Annotated in this window: 17 protein-coding genes and 12 tRNA genes; 26 read left to right on the forward strand and 3 right to left on the reverse strand. The window is 42.4% G+C overall.

What is annotated here, in order from left to right; translation table 11 throughout:
* Nucleotides 1-55: 55 nt before the first annotated feature.
* Nucleotides 56-664 carry a nucleotide exchange factor GrpE gene (grpE, locus tag JF50_RS01705; protein ID WP_039607793.1) on the forward strand — a complete coding sequence of 203 codons (609 nt, stop codon included), beginning with the start codon at nt 56-58 and terminating at the stop codon, nt 662-664.
* A 173-nt stretch (nt 665-837) separates the two neighbouring features.
* On the forward strand, nt 838-1,635 hold the full coding sequence (locus JF50_RS01710; RefSeq protein ID WP_039607794.1) for a M48 family metallopeptidase: 798 nt from the start codon (nt 838-840) through the stop codon (nt 1,633-1,635).
* Nucleotides 1,636-1,678: 43 nt separating this feature from the next.
* On the opposite strand, the gene JF50_RS01715 is transcribed toward JF50_RS01710, so the two are convergent.
* Entirely contained in the window at nt 1,679-2,185 is a 507-nt protein-coding gene (locus JF50_RS01715) for a M48 family metallopeptidase (RefSeq protein ID WP_039607795.1), read from the reverse strand.
* A gap of 571 nt (nt 2,186-2,756) precedes the next feature.
* Nucleotides 2,757-3,605 (reverse strand): DUF72 domain-containing protein, encoded by an 849-nt coding sequence (locus JF50_RS01720; protein WP_039607796.1) that lies wholly within the window; start codon nt 3,603-3,605, stop codon nt 2,757-2,759.
* Between the two features lie 194 nt (nt 3,606-3,799).
* Between JF50_RS01720 and aspS the strand changes: the two genes are divergently transcribed.
* From aspS to JF50_RS01840, 24 genes are all read left to right on the forward strand, one after another.
* Nucleotides 3,800-5,581: an aspartate--tRNA ligase gene (gene aspS / locus JF50_RS01725; protein ID WP_039607797.1), complete on the forward strand. Its 1,782-nt coding sequence runs from the start codon at nt 3,800-3,802 to the stop codon at nt 5,579-5,581.
* A gap of 111 nt (nt 5,582-5,692) precedes the next feature.
* Nucleotides 5,693-6,214: a crossover junction endodeoxyribonuclease RuvC gene (gene ruvC / locus JF50_RS01730; protein WP_039607798.1), complete on the forward strand. Its 522-nt coding sequence runs from the start codon at nt 5,693-5,695 to the stop codon at nt 6,212-6,214.
* A 2-nt stretch (nt 6,215-6,216) separates the two neighbouring features.
* Nucleotides 6,217-6,834 carry a Holliday junction branch migration protein RuvA gene (gene ruvA / locus JF50_RS01735; protein WP_039607799.1) on the forward strand — a complete coding sequence of 206 codons (618 nt, stop codon included), beginning with the start codon at nt 6,217-6,219 and terminating at the stop codon, nt 6,832-6,834.
* A gap of 2 nt (nt 6,835-6,836) precedes the next feature.
* On the forward strand, nt 6,837-7,838 hold the full coding sequence (gene ruvB, locus JF50_RS01740; protein ID WP_039607800.1) for a Holliday junction branch migration DNA helicase RuvB: 1,002 nt from the start codon (nt 6,837-6,839) through the stop codon (nt 7,836-7,838).
* Between the two features lie 819 nt (nt 7,839-8,657).
* Nucleotides 8,658-9,362 carry a protein TolQ gene (tolQ, locus tag JF50_RS01745; protein ID WP_039607801.1) on the forward strand — a complete coding sequence of 235 codons (705 nt, stop codon included), beginning with the start codon at nt 8,658-8,660 and terminating at the stop codon, nt 9,360-9,362.
* On the forward strand, nt 9,349-9,777 hold the full coding sequence (gene tolR / locus JF50_RS01750; RefSeq protein ID WP_039607802.1) for a protein TolR: 429 nt from the start codon (nt 9,349-9,351) through the stop codon (nt 9,775-9,777). The genes tolQ and tolR overlap by 14 nt, the downstream gene beginning before the upstream one ends.
* The gene (gene tolA / locus JF50_RS01755) at nt 9,777-10,715 is read left to right on the forward strand and encodes a cell envelope integrity protein TolA (protein WP_039607803.1); all 939 of its coding nucleotides are present in this window, start codon (nt 9,777-9,779) and stop codon (nt 10,713-10,715) included. The genes tolR and tolA overlap by 1 nt, the downstream gene beginning before the upstream one ends.
* A 9-nt stretch (nt 10,716-10,724) precedes the next feature.
* The gene (tolB, locus tag JF50_RS01760) at nt 10,725-12,083 is read left to right on the forward strand and encodes a Tol-Pal system beta propeller repeat protein TolB (RefSeq protein ID WP_052262087.1); all 1,359 of its coding nucleotides are present in this window, start codon (nt 10,725-10,727) and stop codon (nt 12,081-12,083) included.
* 41 nt (nt 12,084-12,124) lie between these two features.
* Entirely contained in the window at nt 12,125-12,658 is a 534-nt protein-coding gene (gene pal, locus JF50_RS01765) for a peptidoglycan-associated lipoprotein Pal (RefSeq protein WP_039607804.1), read from the forward strand.
* Between the two features lie 17 nt (nt 12,659-12,675).
* Entirely contained in the window at nt 12,676-13,431 is a 756-nt protein-coding gene (ybgF, locus tag JF50_RS01770) for a tol-pal system protein YbgF (protein ID WP_039607805.1), read from the forward strand.
* Between the two features lie 151 nt (nt 13,432-13,582).
* Nucleotides 13,583-13,658, forward strand: a tRNA-Lys gene (locus JF50_RS01775).
* Between the two features lie 24 nt (nt 13,659-13,682).
* A tRNA-Lys gene (locus JF50_RS01780) sits at nt 13,683-13,758 on the forward strand.
* 22 nt (nt 13,759-13,780) lie between these two features.
* A tRNA-Lys gene (locus JF50_RS01785) sits at nt 13,781-13,856 on the forward strand.
* 27 nt (nt 13,857-13,883) lie between these two features.
* Nucleotides 13,884-13,959 (forward strand) — tRNA-Lys (locus JF50_RS01790).
* Between the two features lie 24 nt (nt 13,960-13,983).
* A tRNA-Lys gene (locus JF50_RS01795) sits at nt 13,984-14,059 on the forward strand.
* Between the two features lie 25 nt (nt 14,060-14,084).
* A tRNA-Lys gene (locus JF50_RS01800) sits at nt 14,085-14,160 on the forward strand.
* 22 nt (nt 14,161-14,182) lie between these two features.
* Nucleotides 14,183-14,258: transfer RNA gene (locus JF50_RS01805), tRNA-Lys, on the forward strand.
* A 25-nt stretch (nt 14,259-14,283) separates the two neighbouring features.
* A tRNA-Lys gene (locus JF50_RS01810) sits at nt 14,284-14,359 on the forward strand.
* A gap of 25 nt (nt 14,360-14,384) precedes the next feature.
* Nucleotides 14,385-14,460: transfer RNA gene (locus tag JF50_RS01815), tRNA-Lys, on the forward strand.
* 23 nt (nt 14,461-14,483) lie between these two features.
* Nucleotides 14,484-14,559: transfer RNA gene (locus JF50_RS01820), tRNA-Lys, on the forward strand.
* Nucleotides 14,560-14,583: 24 nt separating this feature from the next.
* A tRNA-Lys gene (locus JF50_RS01825) sits at nt 14,584-14,659 on the forward strand.
* A gap of 122 nt (nt 14,660-14,781) precedes the next feature.
* The gene (gene nadA / locus JF50_RS01830; RefSeq protein ID WP_039607806.1) at nt 14,782-15,825 is read left to right on the forward strand and encodes a quinolinate synthase NadA; all 1,044 of its coding nucleotides are present in this window, start codon (nt 14,782-14,784) and stop codon (nt 15,823-15,825) included.
* A gap of 99 nt (nt 15,826-15,924) precedes the next feature.
* Nucleotides 15,925-16,014: transfer RNA gene (locus tag JF50_RS01835), tRNA-Ser, on the forward strand.
* A 330-nt stretch (nt 16,015-16,344) separates the two neighbouring features.
* A complete protein-coding gene (locus tag JF50_RS01840; RefSeq protein ID WP_039607807.1) occupies nt 16,345-18,924 on the forward strand; it encodes a serine/threonine-protein kinase in 2,580 nt (859 codons plus the stop codon).
* Here JF50_RS01840 and JF50_RS01845 read toward each other — a convergent pair.
* On the reverse strand, nt 18,874-19,422 hold the full coding sequence (locus tag JF50_RS01845; RefSeq protein WP_039607808.1) for a hypothetical protein: 549 nt from the start codon (nt 19,420-19,422) through the stop codon (nt 18,874-18,876). The two genes, JF50_RS01840 and JF50_RS01845, sit on opposite strands and share 51 nt — an antisense overlap.
* Nucleotides 19,423-19,462: the final 40 nt, after the last annotated feature.

Genomic DNA, 19,462 nt, shown 5'->3' on the forward strand with positions numbered 1-19,462 from the left:
TAAAAAATCCATCCCCATAATTACGGCAGTTGTAAAGAATCGGAGATTAACTTTCATGTCTGAGCAGACAAAAGCACCAGAGCAGGAACACGAAACTGCACAAGAAGAAGTAGTAGAACAAGCTGCTGAAGCGCAAGCACAGGAAGAAGCGCCACAGTCTGAACAAGGCGAAATAAGCCCTGAAGAGGAAATTGCTGGTTTATACGCTGAGCTTGAAGCTGCAAAGCAAACAATTGAAGGCCAAAAAGACGGTGTTGTGCGTGCTGCGGCAGAAGTAGAAAATATGCGTCGTCGCGCAGCACAAGATGTTGAGAAAGCACACAAGTTTGCACTTGAGAAATTCTCAAACGAATTGTTACCTGTGATTGATAACTTAGAGCGTGCAATTGAATTTGCAGATAAAGAAAATGAAGCAACTAAATCTATCCTAGAAGGGATTGAGATGACGTTAAAAAGCTTCGAAGATGCCCTTGGTAAGTTTGGTGTTGAAGCGGTTAACCCGCAAGGTGAAATTTTCTCTCCTGAGTTCCATCAAGCAATGTCAATGCAACCAAGTGCGGATGTGGCCCCAAATACAGTACTTGCTGTTATGCAAAAAGGGTACACTCTGAACGGCCGTTTACTTCGTCCGGCAATGGTTATGGTTTCTAAAGCTGCAGAATAACCTGTTCAGTTATGATTATAAAAGCCCGCTTTGTGCGGGTTTTTTTATTTTTTCCGCTCCAACAATGATTCAAAGTGATTTATGCTTAGTGAGGTAACAATAGGCTAGTGACTGCTTTGAAGGGTAAGCAGTTACATCTTAAATTGGTCGAAAAACAGTAAGTAGGAAGTATTATGAAACGAGTTGTTGCTTGCATGGTTGCTACGTTGCTCATCGCTGGATGTAAAACATCACCCACAGGAAGAACGCAATATATGATGTACTCCGAGCAGAAAATGAATGAGCTTGGGGTTGCGGGATTTGAACAAATCAAAAATGAACAACAAATTGAAGCGGATGTTAAGACAAACCAATATGTTAAGTGTATAGCCAATGCACTGGTCGATCAGCTGCCGAATCAATATTCGAAGCAAAATTGGGAAGTCGTGGTATTTAAGGACGACAGTGCGAATGCATTTGCACTACCAGGTGGCAAGATTGGTGTGCATACCGGTTTACTCAAAGTGGCAAAAGACCAACATCAGCTGGCTGCAGTTATGGGGCATGAAGTTGGTCATGTTATAGCACAACATGCGAATGAGCGAATGACACAAAATGGACTATTACAGGCTGGATTGCAACTGAGTAATACTGTGATGGAAATGAATAATGTTCAGTCTCGTAATACTATTATGCAAGGGTTGGGTCTGGGCGCGCAAGTGGGCTTAACACTGCCATTTGGTCGTTCACATGAAAGTGAAGCTGATGTGATAGGGCTCGATCTGATGGCCAAGGCTGGATTCAAACCGATTGGTGCTGTTGAACTGTGGCAAAATATGGAAAAGTTAGGTGGAGATAGGCCTATGGAGTTTTTATCGACACACCCGTCACCTGACAATCGAATTGAAAAACTCAATAGTAAAATAGCAAAGGCGAATAGCGTTTATAAAGCAGCTCAACAAAAAGGGTTGCGTCCACAGTGTCGGATTTGAATGTAGGTATGACTGAGGTCGAGCAAACTCGCTTTGCCTCAAATTACTTGTAAAAATTGAGGGCTAACTCATCTAATACGATGAAAAGTCGTAAATCCAACTCTAACTGATGATAATCAGCTTCCATATTACAGCACAGTTTATAAAAAGCTTTGTCGTGGTCGGCATGTTTAAAGTGTGCTAACTCGTGCACAATTAAAGCGCGTAATATTGCTTCGGGCGCGTATTTTAGTTGGTTGTTTAAAGCTATGTCGTATCGCGCTTTGATTTTTTGGCCATGGCGATGTTGCTTTTGAGTGTGTGTACCGAGTGTCCCTTTCATCATGTCCGTATGTTTAGTGAAGCTGACACTATTCAATCGTGGCGTATTTTTTAAAAAACGCTGTTTGATATCAGTACAATATTGGTATAACGCTTGCTGATTTTGCAGCTGGTGGCCGCAAGGGTATTTAGTTTTGAAATAGGTCTGTAATTGATTATTTTTAATCAAAGATGCAATTTGGGCTTGTAAATTTTCAGGGTAGTGCTGGAAATACTTTAATTGCTGCATTGGTAATTTTTGTCTATAAGCGGATATTTGGGCGAGCTATTATAGCGTAAGGGTAATGCAAATGTATAAAGCAAGTTGTCTATGTAAAGGCAGTTAGTGGTTAACGAGTCTATTGATAATATTGTCATTTTTCTTTATATCTGAAGTCGTTGCTGGTCAAGTATTGATATTTTTACGCGATTGAATCAGAAAAGCTAAGACATTGTATAAAAATGTTTTTTCTTTACATAGCACCACCGAAGATGTGCCTGAAAAGTGGCTGCTCAGCTTAGATGTTATCGGCTCTGACACCAAGTGAGTGTTTATCACTGAGATAAAGTAGGAGAGAAGTGTGACACTTTTAATTTCTAGGCACCCAGCTGTTATTTTCATTCTGTACTTAACTTCCAGCGGGCGACGCTGGTGGGCCGTTCCCTTGTAGGGCCGGGCAATAAGATATGCCGACTGTGAAATCGTTCTTCTCCACCCCCATGTACTTTTGGAAGTTGACGTTGTAAGTTAGAAATTTAATCCAGCATTGCTTTTATTAACACCGAGTTCATTTTGACGCTTATCAGTATGCTGTGCGTTTTCATAATAATGTTTGTTGCTGTGGTTGTTGCTCGGCGGGGAAAGGCAGTAACACCTTATGCTCAATGCCTAAATCTTGGATAAATTGCCGTGCTAATAAAGGGGCGTCGTAATTGTCCGCCGTGTGGAAAAACACGATGGGCTCTTTACCTTCCGCGAGCCAAGTATGGATTTTTTTGAGCCAAGGCTGATAAAAAGGGCGATTATTCTCAAGTGCAGAGCAACCTACAAAACGCAACATAGGCCGCTCCCCGGTCGCAATGACGTTAACTGGGACTCGGGGTTTTTTGCGCTGTGCGTCTACAATTGCAGGTGTGCTTGGCACTTCGCTGAATAAAGGACGCGTATCCATCATGATGCGGTTAATACCTTTACTCATCAAAAATTGGTTTAAGCGCTTTTCATTATCGTCTTTTCGAAAAAATGCTAAGTTGCGTACTTCTATACCTAAACAAAGCTCGCTGGGCAATTGAGCGGCAAAATTTTGTATCCTTGGGAGATGCTCGGGTCCACAACTTGCTGGTAACTGCAGCATGACCATACCAATGTGCTCGAATAGCGGTGCAAACAGGCTTAACCATGTGTCGAGTTCTCTTTGACAGTTTTGCAGGGCTAATTCATGAGATATTTGTTTAGGGAGCTTAAACGTAAACTTAAAATCGTCTGTGACGGCATTTCTCCATTGTAAAACGGTGTCAGGTTTTGGATTAGCGTAAAACGTTGTATTGCCCTCAACACTATTAAACATGGTGGCATATTCACGGAGCATATTTGCATTACTACAGTGCTGGCTAAAAAATCTTCCCTTCCAGTGAGATGAGCTCCATTGTGGGCAACCTAAATACAACATAATTCTCTTCATCGGTGTTTTTTTTGAGTTTAACAAATTGAGAGTACCTAAAAAAATCAACTTTGCGAAGATTCCTTGCTTTATAAGGATGACAAAGCCCCCCAGTTTTATATAATTGGCGATTATTTTTGTTAATTACGATAGCTATAGGCTGGATAGCACTTTTCATGCAAGCCTAAGCAAATAGGAACGATATGCGCTCTATATACTGCGGAAATTTAAATAAGGACCACGTAGGTCAAGAAGTCGAATTATGTGGTTGGATCAATAAGCGCCGTGACTTAGGTGGATTAATTTTCGTCGACTTAAGAGACCGTGAAGGCTTGGTTCAAGTTGTTTTTGACCCAGAAGTTGAAGGCTTGATGGACGTTGCTAATACGCTGCGCCAAGAGTTTTGTGTGAAAGTGACAGGTAGTGTGCGTGCAAGACCTGACAGCCAAGTTAACAAAGACATGGCAACGGGTGAAGTTGAAATCTTAGGCACAGGCCTTGAGATCATTAACCGCTCTGAGCCTTTGCCGTTAGACTTTAATCAGCAAAACTCAGAAGAGCGTCGTCTTAAATACCGTTATTTAGACCTTCGCCGTTTAGAGATGAGCGATCGTATTAAGCTACGTGCAAAAGCATCAAGCTTCGTGCGTCGTTTCCTAGATACTAATGATTTCCTAGACATTGAGACGCCAGTACTGACGAAAGCGACACCTGAAGGTGCGCGTGATTACCTAGTCCCAAGTCGTGTTCACAAAGGCAGCTTCTATGCATTGCCTCAATCACCACAGCTGTTCAAGCAGTTGTTAATGATGTCTGGATTCGACCGTTATTATCAAATCGTAAAATGTTTCCGTGATGAAGACTTACGTGCCGATAGACAGCCAGAATTCACCCAAATCGATTTAGAAACGTCATTCATGAGTTCTGACCAAGTGCGTGAAGTCACTGAGCGTATGATCCGTGAAATGTGGCAAGAGCTACTAAACGTTGACCTTGGTGAGTTTCCAACTATGCCATACGCTGAAGCGATGCGCCGTTTCGGTTCAGACAAGCCCGATTTACGTAACCCATTAGAGCTTATCGACGTTGCAGATATTGTTAAAGATGTCGAGTTCAAAGTTCTAGCTGGTCCTGCTAACGATGAGAAAGGTCGTGTTGCCGTACTAACAGTACCAGGTGGTGCCGAACTATCTCGTAAGCAAATCGACGAATATACGAAGTTTGTTGGTATTTACGGCGCGAAAGGCCTTGCTTGGATGAAGGTTAATGACCGTGAAGCAGGTATGGAAGGTGTGCAATCACCGATTGCTAAATTCCTAAACGAAGATGTGATCAGTGCATTACTAGAGCGCACTAACGCGCAAACTGGCGACATCATTCTATTTGGTGCAGACAAGCGCAACGTGGTTAATGAAGCGATGGGTGCACTGCGTTTAAAAGTGGGTTTGGACAGAGAGATCACTGATCTGAACAAGTGGGCGCCGCTTTGGGTTGTTGACTTCCCTATGTTTGAAGAAGATGACGAAGGTAACTTACACGCGGTACACCATCCGTTCACAGCACCGAAGGACATCAGTGCACAAGAGCTAGAAGCAAACCCAGCGGTTGCGATTTCTGATGCGTACGATATGGTGCTTAACGGCTATGAAGTTGGTGGCGGTTCAGTACGTATCCACAATAACGAAATGCAGCAAGCAGCGTTCAGAATTTTAGGTATTGAAGAGCAAGAGCAGCAAGACAAGTTTGGTTTCTTACTTGATGCACTGAAGTACGGTACACCACCACATGCTGGCCTAGCATTTGGTCTTGACCGTCTAGTAATGCTTTTATGTGGTACTGATAACATTCGTGACGTCATTGCATTCCCTAAAACAACACAAGCGTCTTGTTTAATGACTAATGCGCCAAGTGTTGCAAACCCTGATGCACTGACTGAGCTAGCAATTGCAGTACAAGCACAGCAAGAACAAAGTGAAGAGCAGTAATCACTGACTTACTTTGAAAAGGCGGCTTTAATAGCCGCCTTTTTTGTTTAACAACTGGAAATCCATACAGTATTTTGGCATGATGTTGAAAAAAGCAAAGAGGGCAGTGCCTTGGCAGTTATTTTGGGCATAGACCCTGGTTCGAGATTTACAGGTTATGGTGTTATTGAGCACCACGGTGCAAAGTTTAAATACTTAGGTAGCGGCTGTATCAAAGTTGGAGAGCATGATTTTCCGACTCGATTAAAAATGATATTTCAAGGCATTAGCCAGTTGATAGAGCAGTTTTCTCCAGACAGTTTTGCGATAGAGCAAGTATTTATGGCACATAACCCAGACTCAGCACTAAAGCTTGGACAGGCTAGAGGTGCCGCCATTGTTGCAGCAACCATGCAAGATGTGGTTGTACATGAATATTCGGCAAGGCAGATCAAGCAGGCTGTGGTGGGTACCGGTGGAGCCAATAAGTCTCAGGTGCAAGAAATGGTAAAACGTATTTTAAAGTTACCGGGCACCCCACAAGCAGATGCTGCGGATGCATTGGCAATTGCAATTTGTCATGCACACTCTGAACAAAACTTAATTCGCTTAGCAGGCAATGCTAAAAAAACAGTTCGTGGAAGGTTAAGATAATTATGATAGGTAAACTCAGTGGTACTTTATTAGAAAAGCAGCCGCCAGAAATTCTCATTGATGTAAATGGGGTAGGCTATGAAGTACAAATGCCGATGACTTGTTTCTACGAGCTGCCAAGTACGGGTCAGCCAGCAGCGATTTTCACACACTTTGTGGTTCGAGAGGATGCACAATTGCTGTTTGGCTTTAATAATAAAACAGAGCGTGCTCTATTTAGAGAGCTGATTAAAGCAAATGGTGTTGGCCCCAAGCTCGCGCTTGCTATTTTGTCAGGGATGTCAGCTGAGCAGTTTGTGCAGTGTGTAAATCATGGTGATGCATCTACCCTAGTTAAAATTCCAGGTGTAGGTAAAAAGACCGCAGAGCGTCTAGTCTTAGAAATGAAAGACAAGTTAAAAGACTTTGGTCACGACTTGTTTACGCCATTTAGTGACAATGCCGTTATCCCGCCACAGGACGATCCTACGGTGGGTAATTTACCGGCTGATGACGCCATTGCTGCGTTGGTCGCATTGGGCTATAAAGCTGCGCAGGCACAAAAAGCGGTGAAAGCAGTAAAAGGCGATGGTTTAGATACCGAAACCATCATTAAAGAAGCGCTTAGGTCTATGATGTAATTATGATAGAAGCAGACAGACTAATTGAACCCGAAGTTCAGGGCAATGAAGAGCAAATAGATAGAGCTATTCGACCAAAGCTACTGAGTGACTATACCGGTCAGCCCCATGTGAAACAGCAAATGGAAATTTTCATTGAAGCTGCACGTTCACGTGAAGAAGCGCTGGATCATTTATTGATATTTGGCCCGCCAGGGTTAGGTAAAACAACCCTTGCAAATATCGTTGCCAATGAGTTGGGTGTGAATATTAAAACGACATCAGGCCCTGTACTTGAGAAAGCGGGTGATTTGGCTGCTATGTTGACCAACCTTGAAGAAGGTGATGTGTTATTCATTGATGAGATCCATCGTCTTAGTCCGCAAGTGGAAGAAATCTTATATCCGGCAATGGAAGACTATCAACTGGATATTATGATAGGTGAAGGGCCTGCTGCACGCTCTATCAAGTTGGACTTACCGCCATTTACATTGGTCGGTGCGACGACTAGAGCGGGCTCGTTGACTTCACCGCTCAGAGACCGATTTGGTATTGTGCAAAGGCTTGAGTTTTACTCGGTGGATGACTTGTCACAAATTGTCAGCCGTTCAGCACACTTCTTAAATTTGGAAACAACCGAAGAAGGCGCTCGCGAAGTTGCTAAAAGAGCACGCGGAACGCCGAGGATCGCAAACCGTCTGCTACGTCGTGTTCGTGACTTTGCTGATGTGAAAGGAGATGGAAGCGTTGATAAAACCATTGCTAACCAAGCATTAGATATGGTTGATGTGGATAAATGTGGTTTTGACTATATGGACAGAAAGTATTTGCTGGCCATTATAGAGAAGTTTACTGGCGGACCTGTGGGTCTTGATAACCTCGCTGCGGCAATTGGTGAGGAGAAAGAGACAATAGAAGACGTGATAGAGCCTTACCTTATTCAACAAGGCTTTATCCAGCGTACGCCAAGAGGGCGAATCGTATCTGATAGGGCATATCTGCACTTTGACCTTGCCAAAGAATAACCGCAATTAAGCCATCGTATTTATGATGGCTTTTTTAATGGTATTCATTTGAATTTGCCAACCTTTCAATCTGAACTCAAATTTCAGACAAAAAAAAGCCCGCACATATGTGCGGGCGAAAACAACAAGTTGAAGGAAGTAATCCAGGGAACTGATGAGTCTGTTAAGGTTTTATCCAAAAGGTTCTCATCAAAAGCAACAGAGTAAATCAGAACTCTATCACTCGGTAACTGGCTTTGCATTGCGTTAAGCAGTGCGCTCAGTACAGGGTGTATATTAGAGATCTTATGGGTTATTATCAAACTAGAAAAATTATATCTTTCAGATAAAAATAACTAATGCGAATGCTATTTACCATTTTTTACATTGCTAAAATATGCTGATATGAATGGCTGTATCTGTATGATTTAATTGGTTTTGTACTATTTATGCTCAAATTGTAAATATTAGATAATTTGTTGTTAATTGGTATTACCAATGATGTTTTGAGCATTTATTCGTGCAAAGTGAATAAATCCCTTACTTTATGCATTCTGAGTAAATAATTACGCTTGTTCTGATGGGGAGGAATAAAAATGTTAATTAATCAGTGAAATCGGAAAATAAAATGATTTAAATACCGAAACAAACATATGGGGCTATAAAAGTCTTGCTAACTTAGACATTGTGCTATTTATCGACATTTAAGCTAATTTTATAGCTTTGTCGTTGTAAGGCCTTATTTGTGTGGTTAAACTACCTGAACCTTTTGTCGTGCTTGAAGTCTATCTGTTTAAAGGCGCCATGCCAGGTACACATTATTATTAGGAGTGTTAAAACGTGGAATCGGGTTTAAATTTCATCGATCTAATCTTAGAAGCCAGTGTGCTGGTTCAACTTGTTATGTTGACACTAGTTGGCATGTCCATCGCGTCGTGGGCGATTATATTCCAACGCCGTTCGGTCATAGCAGAAGCACAAAGCGAAGCTCGAAAGTTTGAACAACAGTTTTGGTCAGGCATGGACTTAGGCAAGTTATACAATGAAATTACGGCACGTTCAGGCAGCTCTAAAGGGTTAGAGGCGCTATTTGTGGCGGGGTTCAAAGAATTTGCGAGACACAAAAAGAACAATACGGGCTCAGCGAATATGATTTTAGATGGTACACATCGCTCCATGCGTGTTGCACTCTCTCGCGAAGTAGAAAAACTAGAAACCAGTTTGTCGTTTTTAGCGACTGTTGGCTCTATCAGTCCTTACATCGGTCTATTCGGTACGGTTTGGGGTATTATGACTGCATTTATTGCTTTGGGTAATGTGCAGCAAGCAACACTACAAATGGTTGCGCCGGGTATTGCCGAGGCTCTGATTGCAACCGCGATGGGTCTATTTGCAGCTATCCCTGCGGTAATGGCTTATAACCGATTCGCAAAACACGTTGAAAAGCTTGAAGTAAACTACGCCAACTTTATGGAAGAGTTTGCTAATATATTGCATCGTCAAGCAGCCACTTTAGTGGAGACAAAAGCCAATGTATCAGCCTAAGAAAAGAAGACCTGTGGCTGAGATCAATGTAGTGCCCTACATTGATGTCATGTTGGTGCTGTTGATTATCTTTATGGCAACGGCACCGCTAATCACCCATGGTGTAAAAGTGGATTTACCACAAATGCAGGAGTCAGATTTAGTTGAAACTAAAGATGCACCGCCGATTATTGCCAGTATTGATGCAGAGGGCCGTTATTACGTATCTGTCGGTACCGATCCGGAAGCGCCGATGGATGCAGTTGAAGTTGCAGCGGTTATCAAATTAAAACTGCAGCAAAACCCTGATACACCTGTGATGATTAAAGGCTCTGGTCGTGTTTCATATCAAGAAGTTTTATTACTTATGGACTTTTTGAAAAATGCGGGAGTGCCTTCTGTCGGCCTGATGACCAAATCGTTTGAGGATAATTAATGGATGCGTTAACAAGCGGAATTATTAAGTCGTTTCTGCTTCACATCGCGTTAGCGGGTATGCTGTTTGCCTCAGCTAATTTGCAAATGTCTAAACCCACGGTAATGCACGTGCAATTAAATCCAGTTATGCAAGAAGAGCAAGAAAAAGCGGTTTCAGCTATTTCTGTCGATCAACGTGCTGTGAAGCGGAAAATTGCAGAGCTTAAGCAAGCTGAAGATGCCAAAAAACGCGCTGAAGAAAAGCGTATTCGAGACCTAGAACGTCGCGCGGTACAAGCACGTAAAGATCGTGAAGCGGAAGCAAGGCGCATCAAAAAGCTTGAACAGCAACGTCAAGCAAAGTTAGCTGAAAAGCGCAAAGCTGAAGCGCAAGCGAAAAAGGCCCGTGAGGTTGAGCAAAAGCAGCGTGCAGATGCAGAAAAAGCGAGAAAAGAAAAATTACAAGCAGAGCAAGCAGCAAAAGCGGCGGCTGCAAAACGTAAATCCGAAGAGGAGCGTTTAAGACAAGCTGAAGCTCAGCGAAAACGCCAAGAAGAAGAGGCGAAACGCAAAGCCGAGGCGGCAGAACAAGCGCGTCAAAAAGCCTTGCAAGAGCAACTATTGCAGGAGCAATTAGCACAAGAGCAAGCGGCGCGCGCTAAAGTACGGCAACAACAAGTCCTTGGCGAAGTAGATAAATACAAAGCGCTGATCATGCAGCGTATTCAGTCTAACTTGTTAATTGACGAAAAAATGAAGGGTAAGCAATGTCGTTTGAACATTCGCTTGGGCTTTAACGGCTTGGTTACTCAAGCTAATTCGTTAGGTGGAGACAAATTAGTGTGTGAAGCGGCACTTCGTGCGGTTCGTATGGCAGATACATTGCCTGTTTCGAAAGACAAAGATGTGTTTGAACAACTTAAGAATATTAATTTAACGATTAAACCCAATCTTTAAAGGAAAACCATGTTAAAGCATTTAAAAAACATAGTTCTGGTTTTTGCTTTTAGTATGACAACACTCGCCCATGCGGCGTTAGAAATTGTCATCACTGAAGGCGTCGACAGTGCACGACCTTTAGGTGTTGTGCCATTTAAATACATCGGTAACGGTGAAGCTCCTTCAGAGATTAGTTCAGTTGTTGCGGCAGATTTGATGCGCAGTGGTAAATTTAAAGCGGTATCGGAAGATCAGATGCCGCAGTTACCGACCACAGATGAAGAGGTCGATTATGACGCTTGGGTTAATTTAGGTGTTGAAGCGATTATTGTGGGCACCATTACTCAACAGCCAGCGAATCGCTTTTTGGTAAAGTATGAGTTGATCGATGTTTTACGGGCGCAGATCACAGGTGGTGAAACGCGCATGATGAGCAACGGCAAATTAATGAAAAGCCAAGACCATATTTTGGAAAGCCGTCAAAGTGTGATTGACAGTGATTCATTCAGATACTATTCACACCAGATAAGTGATGTGGTCTATGAGGCTTTAACTGGCGAGCGCGGCGCGTTTAGAACGAAAATTGCTTATGTGATTGTGCGAGAAGAGCAAGATAAGCCTTACCAGCTCGTGGTTGCAGATTATGACGGCTTTAATGAGCAAGTGTTACTGCGTTCAAAAGAGCCGCTCATGTCACCTGCATGGTCTCCAGATGGTAATAAATTAGCGTATGTGACCTTTGAAAATCGTCAATCTCAGGTCTATGTTCAAGATATATACACTGGCAAGCGTGAAAAACTGACCAGTTACCCTGGTATCAATGGTGCACCACAGTTTTCGCCAGATGGCACACAAATGCTGGTTGTTTTGTCTAAAGATAAAGGCGGTGCAACAGAGGTGTACTTGATTGATTTAGAAACGCGTGTCGAAAAGCGCCTAACTAAGCATAGAAGTATAGATACTGAGCCAAGTTGGCACCCAAATGGTCGAGAAATTGTGTATACGTCTGAAAGGGGTGGTAATGCCCAGATTTATAAGTTAAATTTAGATACTGGTAGATCTAGACGTGTGACCTTTGACGGCGACATGAACTTAGCGGGTTCAATTACGCCAGATGGTAAACAATTAGTAATGGTAAATCGCACGCTAGGTCAGTACCATATAGCAAAGAAAGAATTTGATTCAGGGCTGTTTCAGGTGTTAACTCGTACGAGACTCGATGAATCACCGAGTATTGCGCCGAACGGCTCTATGATTATTTACAGTACCCTGCATAATAATAAGCAGGTTTTGGCCCTGGTGTCGATGGACGGTCGCTTTAAAGCGAGATTGCCAGTACTTGACGGGCAAGTGAAGGCACCGGCCTGGTCGCCGTTTTTACAGTAATATTTACTGGTTAGACTTATAAAGATATAGGAATATACTCGATGCAACTTAACAAAACTTTAAAGGCTTTATTGGTAGCGTTGCCTGTAATGACTTTAGCTGCATGTAGCTCATCATCTGGTGATGTTGACGGTGGTGATAGCCAGCAGACAAATGCTTCTTCTAACAGCAATGACAAGGTTGATGTAAACACAATCGACCGTCCAAAAACAGCTGCAGAGATCCAACAAGAGAAGTACGAAACGTTGCGTCAAGAGCAAATCGTATACTTCGACTTTGACCGCTCTACAGTACGTAGCGAATATGTTGAGTTACTACAAGCACACGCAGACTTCCTAGTGAAAAACCCAAGTGTAAAAGTACTTGTTGAAGGTCACGCAGATGAGCGTGGTACACCTGAGTACAACATCGCACTAGGTGAAAGCCGTGGTAAGTCAGTTGCTAAATACCTTGAGAGCCTAGGTGTTTCTGAAAGCCAAATCTCTGTAGTGAGCTATGGTGAAGAAAAACCAATGGTTAAGTCGCGCACAGAAGAAGCTTTTGCTAAGAACCGTCGCGCGGTATTGGTATACTAATTTAGACAAGAGATGTTATGAAGCCGAAAACTATTTTGGCAGCCATCATCTTTCTTAGCGGGAGCTCCCAGGTTTGGGCAGCTCCCGCTACTGTTTATGATGCTGCAAATACTCAAAAGTCGCTTGAACAGCGCGTTGCCGAACTCGAAAATATGATGACAAATCGAAATCGAGTACAAGCCGATCTTCAGTTACAGTTGCAGCAATTGCAAGATGAAGTTAGCCAAGTTCGTGGCTTTACTGATGAGCAAAGCTACAAACTGGAAAAAGTGTTGCAGCGCCAACGTGAGCTGTATCAAGAAATTGAAAACCGTGTTAGTCAGGTTTATGAGCAAACCAAGTCTGATATTGCTGCGACGGCCATTCCTACAGTCGGTGAGCAAGCGGTGAGTTCTAACTTATCTGAAAATGAAGCTTATGACCGTGCTGTTGCTCTGATCATGAAGGATAAGCGCTATGATGCGGCGATCCCAGAGTTTCAAAGCTTTTTGCAACAATTCCCAGAGTCAGTATATATTCCTAATGCGCATTATTGGTTAGGCCAGCTACAATCTATAAAAAGCAAGCCTGCTGAAGCGATTAAGCACTTTACCATTGTTGTCGAGCAGTTCCCTGACTCAAACAAGCGTCCTGATGCGATGTTGAAGCTTGGCACATTGGCTGCAAATGCCGGAGACAAGGCAAAAGCGACAGAATTGTTCAATGCGTTGATAAAAGAATACCCAAGCACCACTGCTGCAAAATTAGCAACAGAGCGTTTATCTAAGCTGTAATAAGCTGCTTTGTGAACACTGTGGTGTAAAAATAGGCGCTTAGGCATAAAATTTAAAAAAAACAGCGTAATTCAGTTGCACTAGAATTTTAAATAAGTATTATAAGCGCCCGCAGCAGGCGATACGTTATAAACATCTTGCTGCAATGAGTGGGTCATTAGCTCAGTTGGTAGAGCAGTGGACTTTTAATCCATTGGTCGATGGTTCGAGTCCATCATGACCCACCACTTTTGCTTAATTTTGATATGAGCGGGTCATTAGCTCAGTTGGTAGAGCAGTGGACTTTTAATCCATTGGTCGATGGTTCGAGTCCATCATGACCCACCATTAAGCTTAAAATATCCAGAGCGGGTCATTAGCTCAGTTGGTAGAGCAGTGGACTTTTAATCCATTGGTCGATGGTTCGAGTCCATCATGACCCACCATTTTAAGTGTTATTCATATCCCCGAGCGGGTCATTAGCTCAGTTGGTAGAGCAGTGGACTTTTAATCCATTGGTCGATGGTTCGAGTCCATCATGACCCACCATTTAAGCACATCCATATCCAGAGCGGGTCATTAGCTCAGTTGGTAGAGCAGTGGACTTTTAATCCATTGGTCGATGGTTCGAGTCCATCATGACCCACCATTAGCTTAACCCTGGATATCAGAGCGGGTCATTAGCTCAGTTGGTAGAGCAGTGGACTTTTAATCCATTGGTCGATGGTTCGAGTCCATCATGACCCACCATTAAGCTTAAAATTTCCCGAGCGGGTCATTAGCTCAGTTGGTAGAGCAGTGGACTTTTAATCCATTGGTCGATGGTTCGAGTCCATCATGACCCACCATTTAAGCTTAAACAATTTCCCGAGCGGGTCATTAGCTCAGTTGGTAGAGCAGTGGACTTTTAATCCATTGGTCGATGGTTCGAGTCCATCATGACCCACCATTATTAAGCTAAAAAATTCTTGAGCGGGTCATTAGCTCAGTTGGTAGAGCAGTGGACTTTTAATCCATTGGTCGATGGTTCGAGTCCATCATGACCCACCATTCAAGTCTAAAACTTCCCGAGCGGGTCATTAGCTCAGTTGGTAGAGCAGTGGACTTTTAATCCATTGGTCGATGGTTCGAGTCCATCATGACCCACCATTCAAGTTTAAAATCTCCTCGAGCGGGTCATTAGCTCAGTTGGTAGAGCAGTGGACTTTTAATCCATTGGTCGATGGTTCGAGTCCATCATGACCCACCATTATCTTTTCGATCCTTTTATTCTTAAATATTCTTTGTGAATCTCGTCTATTACTAGGATTATCTCCGTATTTTTCGTATAATTCGCGGCAATTATGCAATGTGGACTATGTGGTCGAGAGAATGAGTCTAGCAGAACAAATCATGCCTGAGGATTATATATTTCCTCCAAAGCCAGCACCGTTAAATGACGAAGAGAAAGCGCAGTATAAAGCGCGTATCAAGTCATTGTTAAAAGAGAAAAATGCGGTATTGGTTGCCCATTACTACACAGATCCTGTGATCCAAGCACTTGCTGAGGAAACGGGTGGCTGTGTTGCAGATTCATTAGAAATGGCACGTTTTGGTGCTAAACAAGAAGATGCAGATATAATTATCGTCGCCGGTGTTCGTTTCATGGGTGAAACGGCGAAAATCTTAACACCTGAAAAAACGGTTGTGATGCCAACATTGGCAGCAACTTGCTCATTGGATGTGGGTTGTCCAATAGATGAGTTTTCTAAGTTCTGTGATCAGCACCCTGAAAGAAAGGTTGTTGTATATGCGAACACGTCTACCGCGGTAAAAGCGCGTGCAGATTGGATTGTCACCTCTTCATGTGCTCTTGAAATTGTTGAGCATTTGGATTCTGAAGGGGAAACCATTATTTGGGGCCCTGATAAGCACTTGGGTTCTTATATTCAGAAGAAAACGGGTGCGGATATGATCATGTGGAATGGTGCTTGTATCGTTCATGATGAATTCAAGACGCAAGCTTTGAAAGACATGAAAGCGCTCCACCCAGATGCGGCAGTACTTGTTCACCCTGAGTCGCCAGCTGAAATCGTTGACTTAGCAGATGCTGTGGGTTCGACTAGTCAGCTTATCAAAGCTGCGCAGGATATGGATAACCAGAAGTTTATCGTGGCGACCGATCGCGGTATCTTTTACAAGATGCAGCAGCTTTGCCCTGAGAAAGAGTTCTTCGAAGCGCCAACAGCCGGTGAAGGCGCAACGTGTCGTAGTTGTGCACATTGCCCATGGATGGCTATGAATGGCTTACAGGCCATTGAAGAAGCACTTATCAACCCTGAAGGCAAAGAGGTATTTGTTGATATGGAGTTGCGTGAAGGTGCATTACGCTCACTGAATCGTATGCTCGATTTCTCAGCGAGTTTAAAGCGTTAATAACAAGTTTGTTTGTAATCTGTGCAGTTAACACAGATTACAAAAAAAATACTTGCTAAAAGGCGGGGGTTTTCATAGTATTACGCCCGCTTTCAGTGCGGAGAGGTGGCTGAGTGGCTGAAGGCGCACGACTGGAACTCGTGTATAGGTTAACCCCTATCGAGGGTTCGAATCCCTCCCTCTCCGCCATTTCTTTCTCTTCAAAGTAAAAAATAAAATTCTTTTCCTGTATTTTTCATAGCGCTAATCTACAAAATCATCTCTTTTTTGACATTCAATATATTTTTATAGAACTGATTTTTATACATTTTTCAAAGTTAAAAAATCGTTTTGATATGTATCGTTTAAACTTTTTTATAAATAGACTTTACAAGTATGCATTGTTTGTTTTGTGATTTCATGCAACTGTACATCTAGGTCGAAAAACTGACCTTTTGTCTACAATGGTTACTATTAAATTCATTGTTAGGATAGAATATCAGCCGTTCTTATATAGTTTTGAGCCAGGGTAGGTAGAATATGCGCAGTGAAGAATGCTTTTCTGATACATACTTAGCGCCAATAAAACATATTGCATCGGGTGGGATGGGTGATGTATTTCTTGCTAATGACACTCGCCTAAATAGACAGGTTGCAGTAAAAAGAATTAAGTTAAGTCAGCAATCAGACGACCTCAAAATTAGAGAGCGAGCGCTTTACGAAGCGCGCTTAATGGCCAAAGCTAATCACCCAAATGTTGTTCAACTATACGATATTATTGAGGTTGGCTCAGATTTATTGCTAGTGCTGGAATATGTACCTGGTCAAACATTAACTAAGTATATGAAGCAAAAGCTACTCACTGTAGCTGACAAGTTCGCACTGCTGGAAAAGGTAGCACATGGCCTTTGCTATATTCATCAGCAAGGGCTTATTCACTGTGATATTAAAGCGAGCAATATCCTCATTTCCAATACCTCTGAGGTGAAACTATCTGATTTTGGCATTGCAAACTCGATACAGAGCAATAAGTCAGAGCAGCCCTTAGGTGCGAGTTACGGCAGTATAAGTACAATGTCACCGGAGCAATTTGAGGGAAATCCAGTTGAGCAGTCGACGGATGTATTTTCTTTTGGTGTGCTTTGTTTTGAGCTGCTCTTTGGGTGCCACCCTTTTGGCACAGCAACAGGTTCTGACTTGGTTGAACGCATAAAACACGACGCTTTTATTGAGCCTAGCAGTTTATCGCCAGATATCCCCGTTGAGTTTATTCAATTACTACGCAATATGTTGTCTAAATCGCCTGAATCACGCCCATCATCGAGAGAAGTGCGCTCGGTGCTTTGTAGAATGTTGGCGTTACTTGAGGCAACAGGCACGGACGACACAGCGTTATTGCCAGTTACACAAGAGCCCAGACATGAGCCTAAAACGCCAATACGAACACACTATGTCTATAGTGGCTTTGTGTTGAGTGTGTTGTGCTTAATTGTTTATATTGGCTGGTATTTTTTAAAGCCAAAAGACGACCTTCATTATGCCCTGGTGCTTGAGCCACAAATCACGATAAGCGACCATAGTGAAAGGGCTAGCGCTAATTTGTTGCACGCCACAATTGATAGCGCAATCCGACAAGTCATTATAACTGCGACTAATGCGGAGCTGATCAATCATAGAGAGTATAGTGATATTAAAGATGTCGCCAATTTAGCAAAAGCAACCGGTGCGACAGCGGTTTTTCTTCCTGAAGTTAAATGTGAATATACGCAGTGTAATGTTCGCCTTTCATTGCTCAGTGGAGATAGCCAAATAGTTTTGGGAGAACTGAATACGCAAACGAGTAAAGATAATTATTTTGTTATTCACTCAATCTATGAGCGGTTTACTACTAAATTATTAGGTCAGCCTTCGTTGGATGAAACATATGGTGCCATGTCAACAGAGACTGCTTTTTTTGAGGAATACCTAAGTGTTTATCATGACGTCAATATTAAAGGTGATCTGTCTCATTCAAATTTGTCTCGCGCATTGGCGTTGATTGAACAGGACCCTAATTATTTGCCGCTATATAATTTGGCAAGGGATTTGTTGTTGGAGCGCTATCATATTGATAGAGAGCAACAGTTCATCGATAGATTAACGGTGTTACTCGACACTGCACCAGAGCGTTACAAATCATCTAAGCCTTATTTGGTTGATAGGATTGTGCTGGCAATTGAAGGTCAGCAGCAAGAGCTTGCTGACGATTTGTTTCGTCGTTTGTCTATTTATGGTGAGACGGCATCGAGTTATCAGCTTAAAGGCTATTATTTTTACAAGCAGTATCAAATAGATAAAGCAATAGAGATGTATCTAAAGTCTGTGTTACTCAAACCAGATTTAAATAATAAATACAATTTGGCTGTGATGTATCTCAATAATGGACAAATTATAGAGTCAAAAGCATTGCTACATGATGTTGTTCAGACATTCCCTGACTTTACGAGGGCGCATCGGCTGATTGCAAATATTAATATGTTTGATGGGCACTGGCAGGCAGCTGCCGCAGGTTACCTTGCTGTTTTAGAAAATAGTAAAAGCTCTGAAGATTATAATAACCTCTCTCTTGCCTATTTGTATTCTCAGGAAATTGAATTGGCATTGTCTGCTGCAAAGAAAGCGACTCTTCTAAGTCCTGAAAATCTTGCGATGAGGCTTAACTATGCCGATTTGTTATTACTGGGAGAGTATAAAGAACTGGCTATTGAACAATACAATCAGGTCGTTAATCGTGCGCGCGAAGATATGTCTGTCAATGAATTAATTGCTGCGGGACAGGCTATGGCGCATCTAGAGCGCTACAGCGATGCACTGCACTATTTATATAAAGTAATAAAATTAACCACAGACAAAATAGAATATGCTTATGGAGCAACTGTGATTTTTACTCTCACCGGTGATCATCACTCCGCGCTGCTCCACTATAACGAGACAATTAAAGGCGGCTATTCATCTAATTGGTTTAACTTACCTTGGTTTAAGCCACTATGTAAGTACCCGCAATTTAAATCATCCCATAAGGCACTGTGCTTACCTGGGCGGAATTGGGCGGCCAATGATCAGTATCGGGTCAATAATTAAGTTAGCGGTGTCTGTGTCTAAATTAGAATCAAGCGGTGTTTTTGATACTCTATCAGCTAACACAATATCAAATTTTAGCTCTGTTTTGATATCAAATGGGAGGTCTGTTGGTACTATCACGGCGAGCTTAAGTACACTTTTGCTGTATCCACTTGTGCTGTTGTTGAGAATACTTGTACTGAAGCTTTCTACGTTATCTAGCTGTTTAATATTGGCTGCACTAATGAGATAATTTTTTGCTGTATCATCATCTAATTTATATAAAAAGTTGACGGCAATTCCATATTGATACTGATCTTCACTTAGTTCTACTTTAAACGGGGTATTGGCGTAGTTAATGTCTTCTTTTTGTGATGTTGAAGGGTCGAACGTGATCACTGCTTGATCTGAGCTTTTCTGTGGATTGAATTGCGCGTTGAAGTCAAAGATAGAGCCTGAATGCTGAATTTCATCGCTATTTTGCAACTCTATGTTGAGTTCGTTTATCACATCGTTCATTTGTAATGTCCTTTATATTTATTTACGTAGAGCCATATGC

It is taken from the genome of Pseudoalteromonas luteoviolacea (assembly GCF_000814765.1).
GTDB lineage: Bacteria > Pseudomonadota > Gammaproteobacteria > Enterobacterales > Alteromonadaceae > Pseudoalteromonas > Pseudoalteromonas luteoviolacea_H.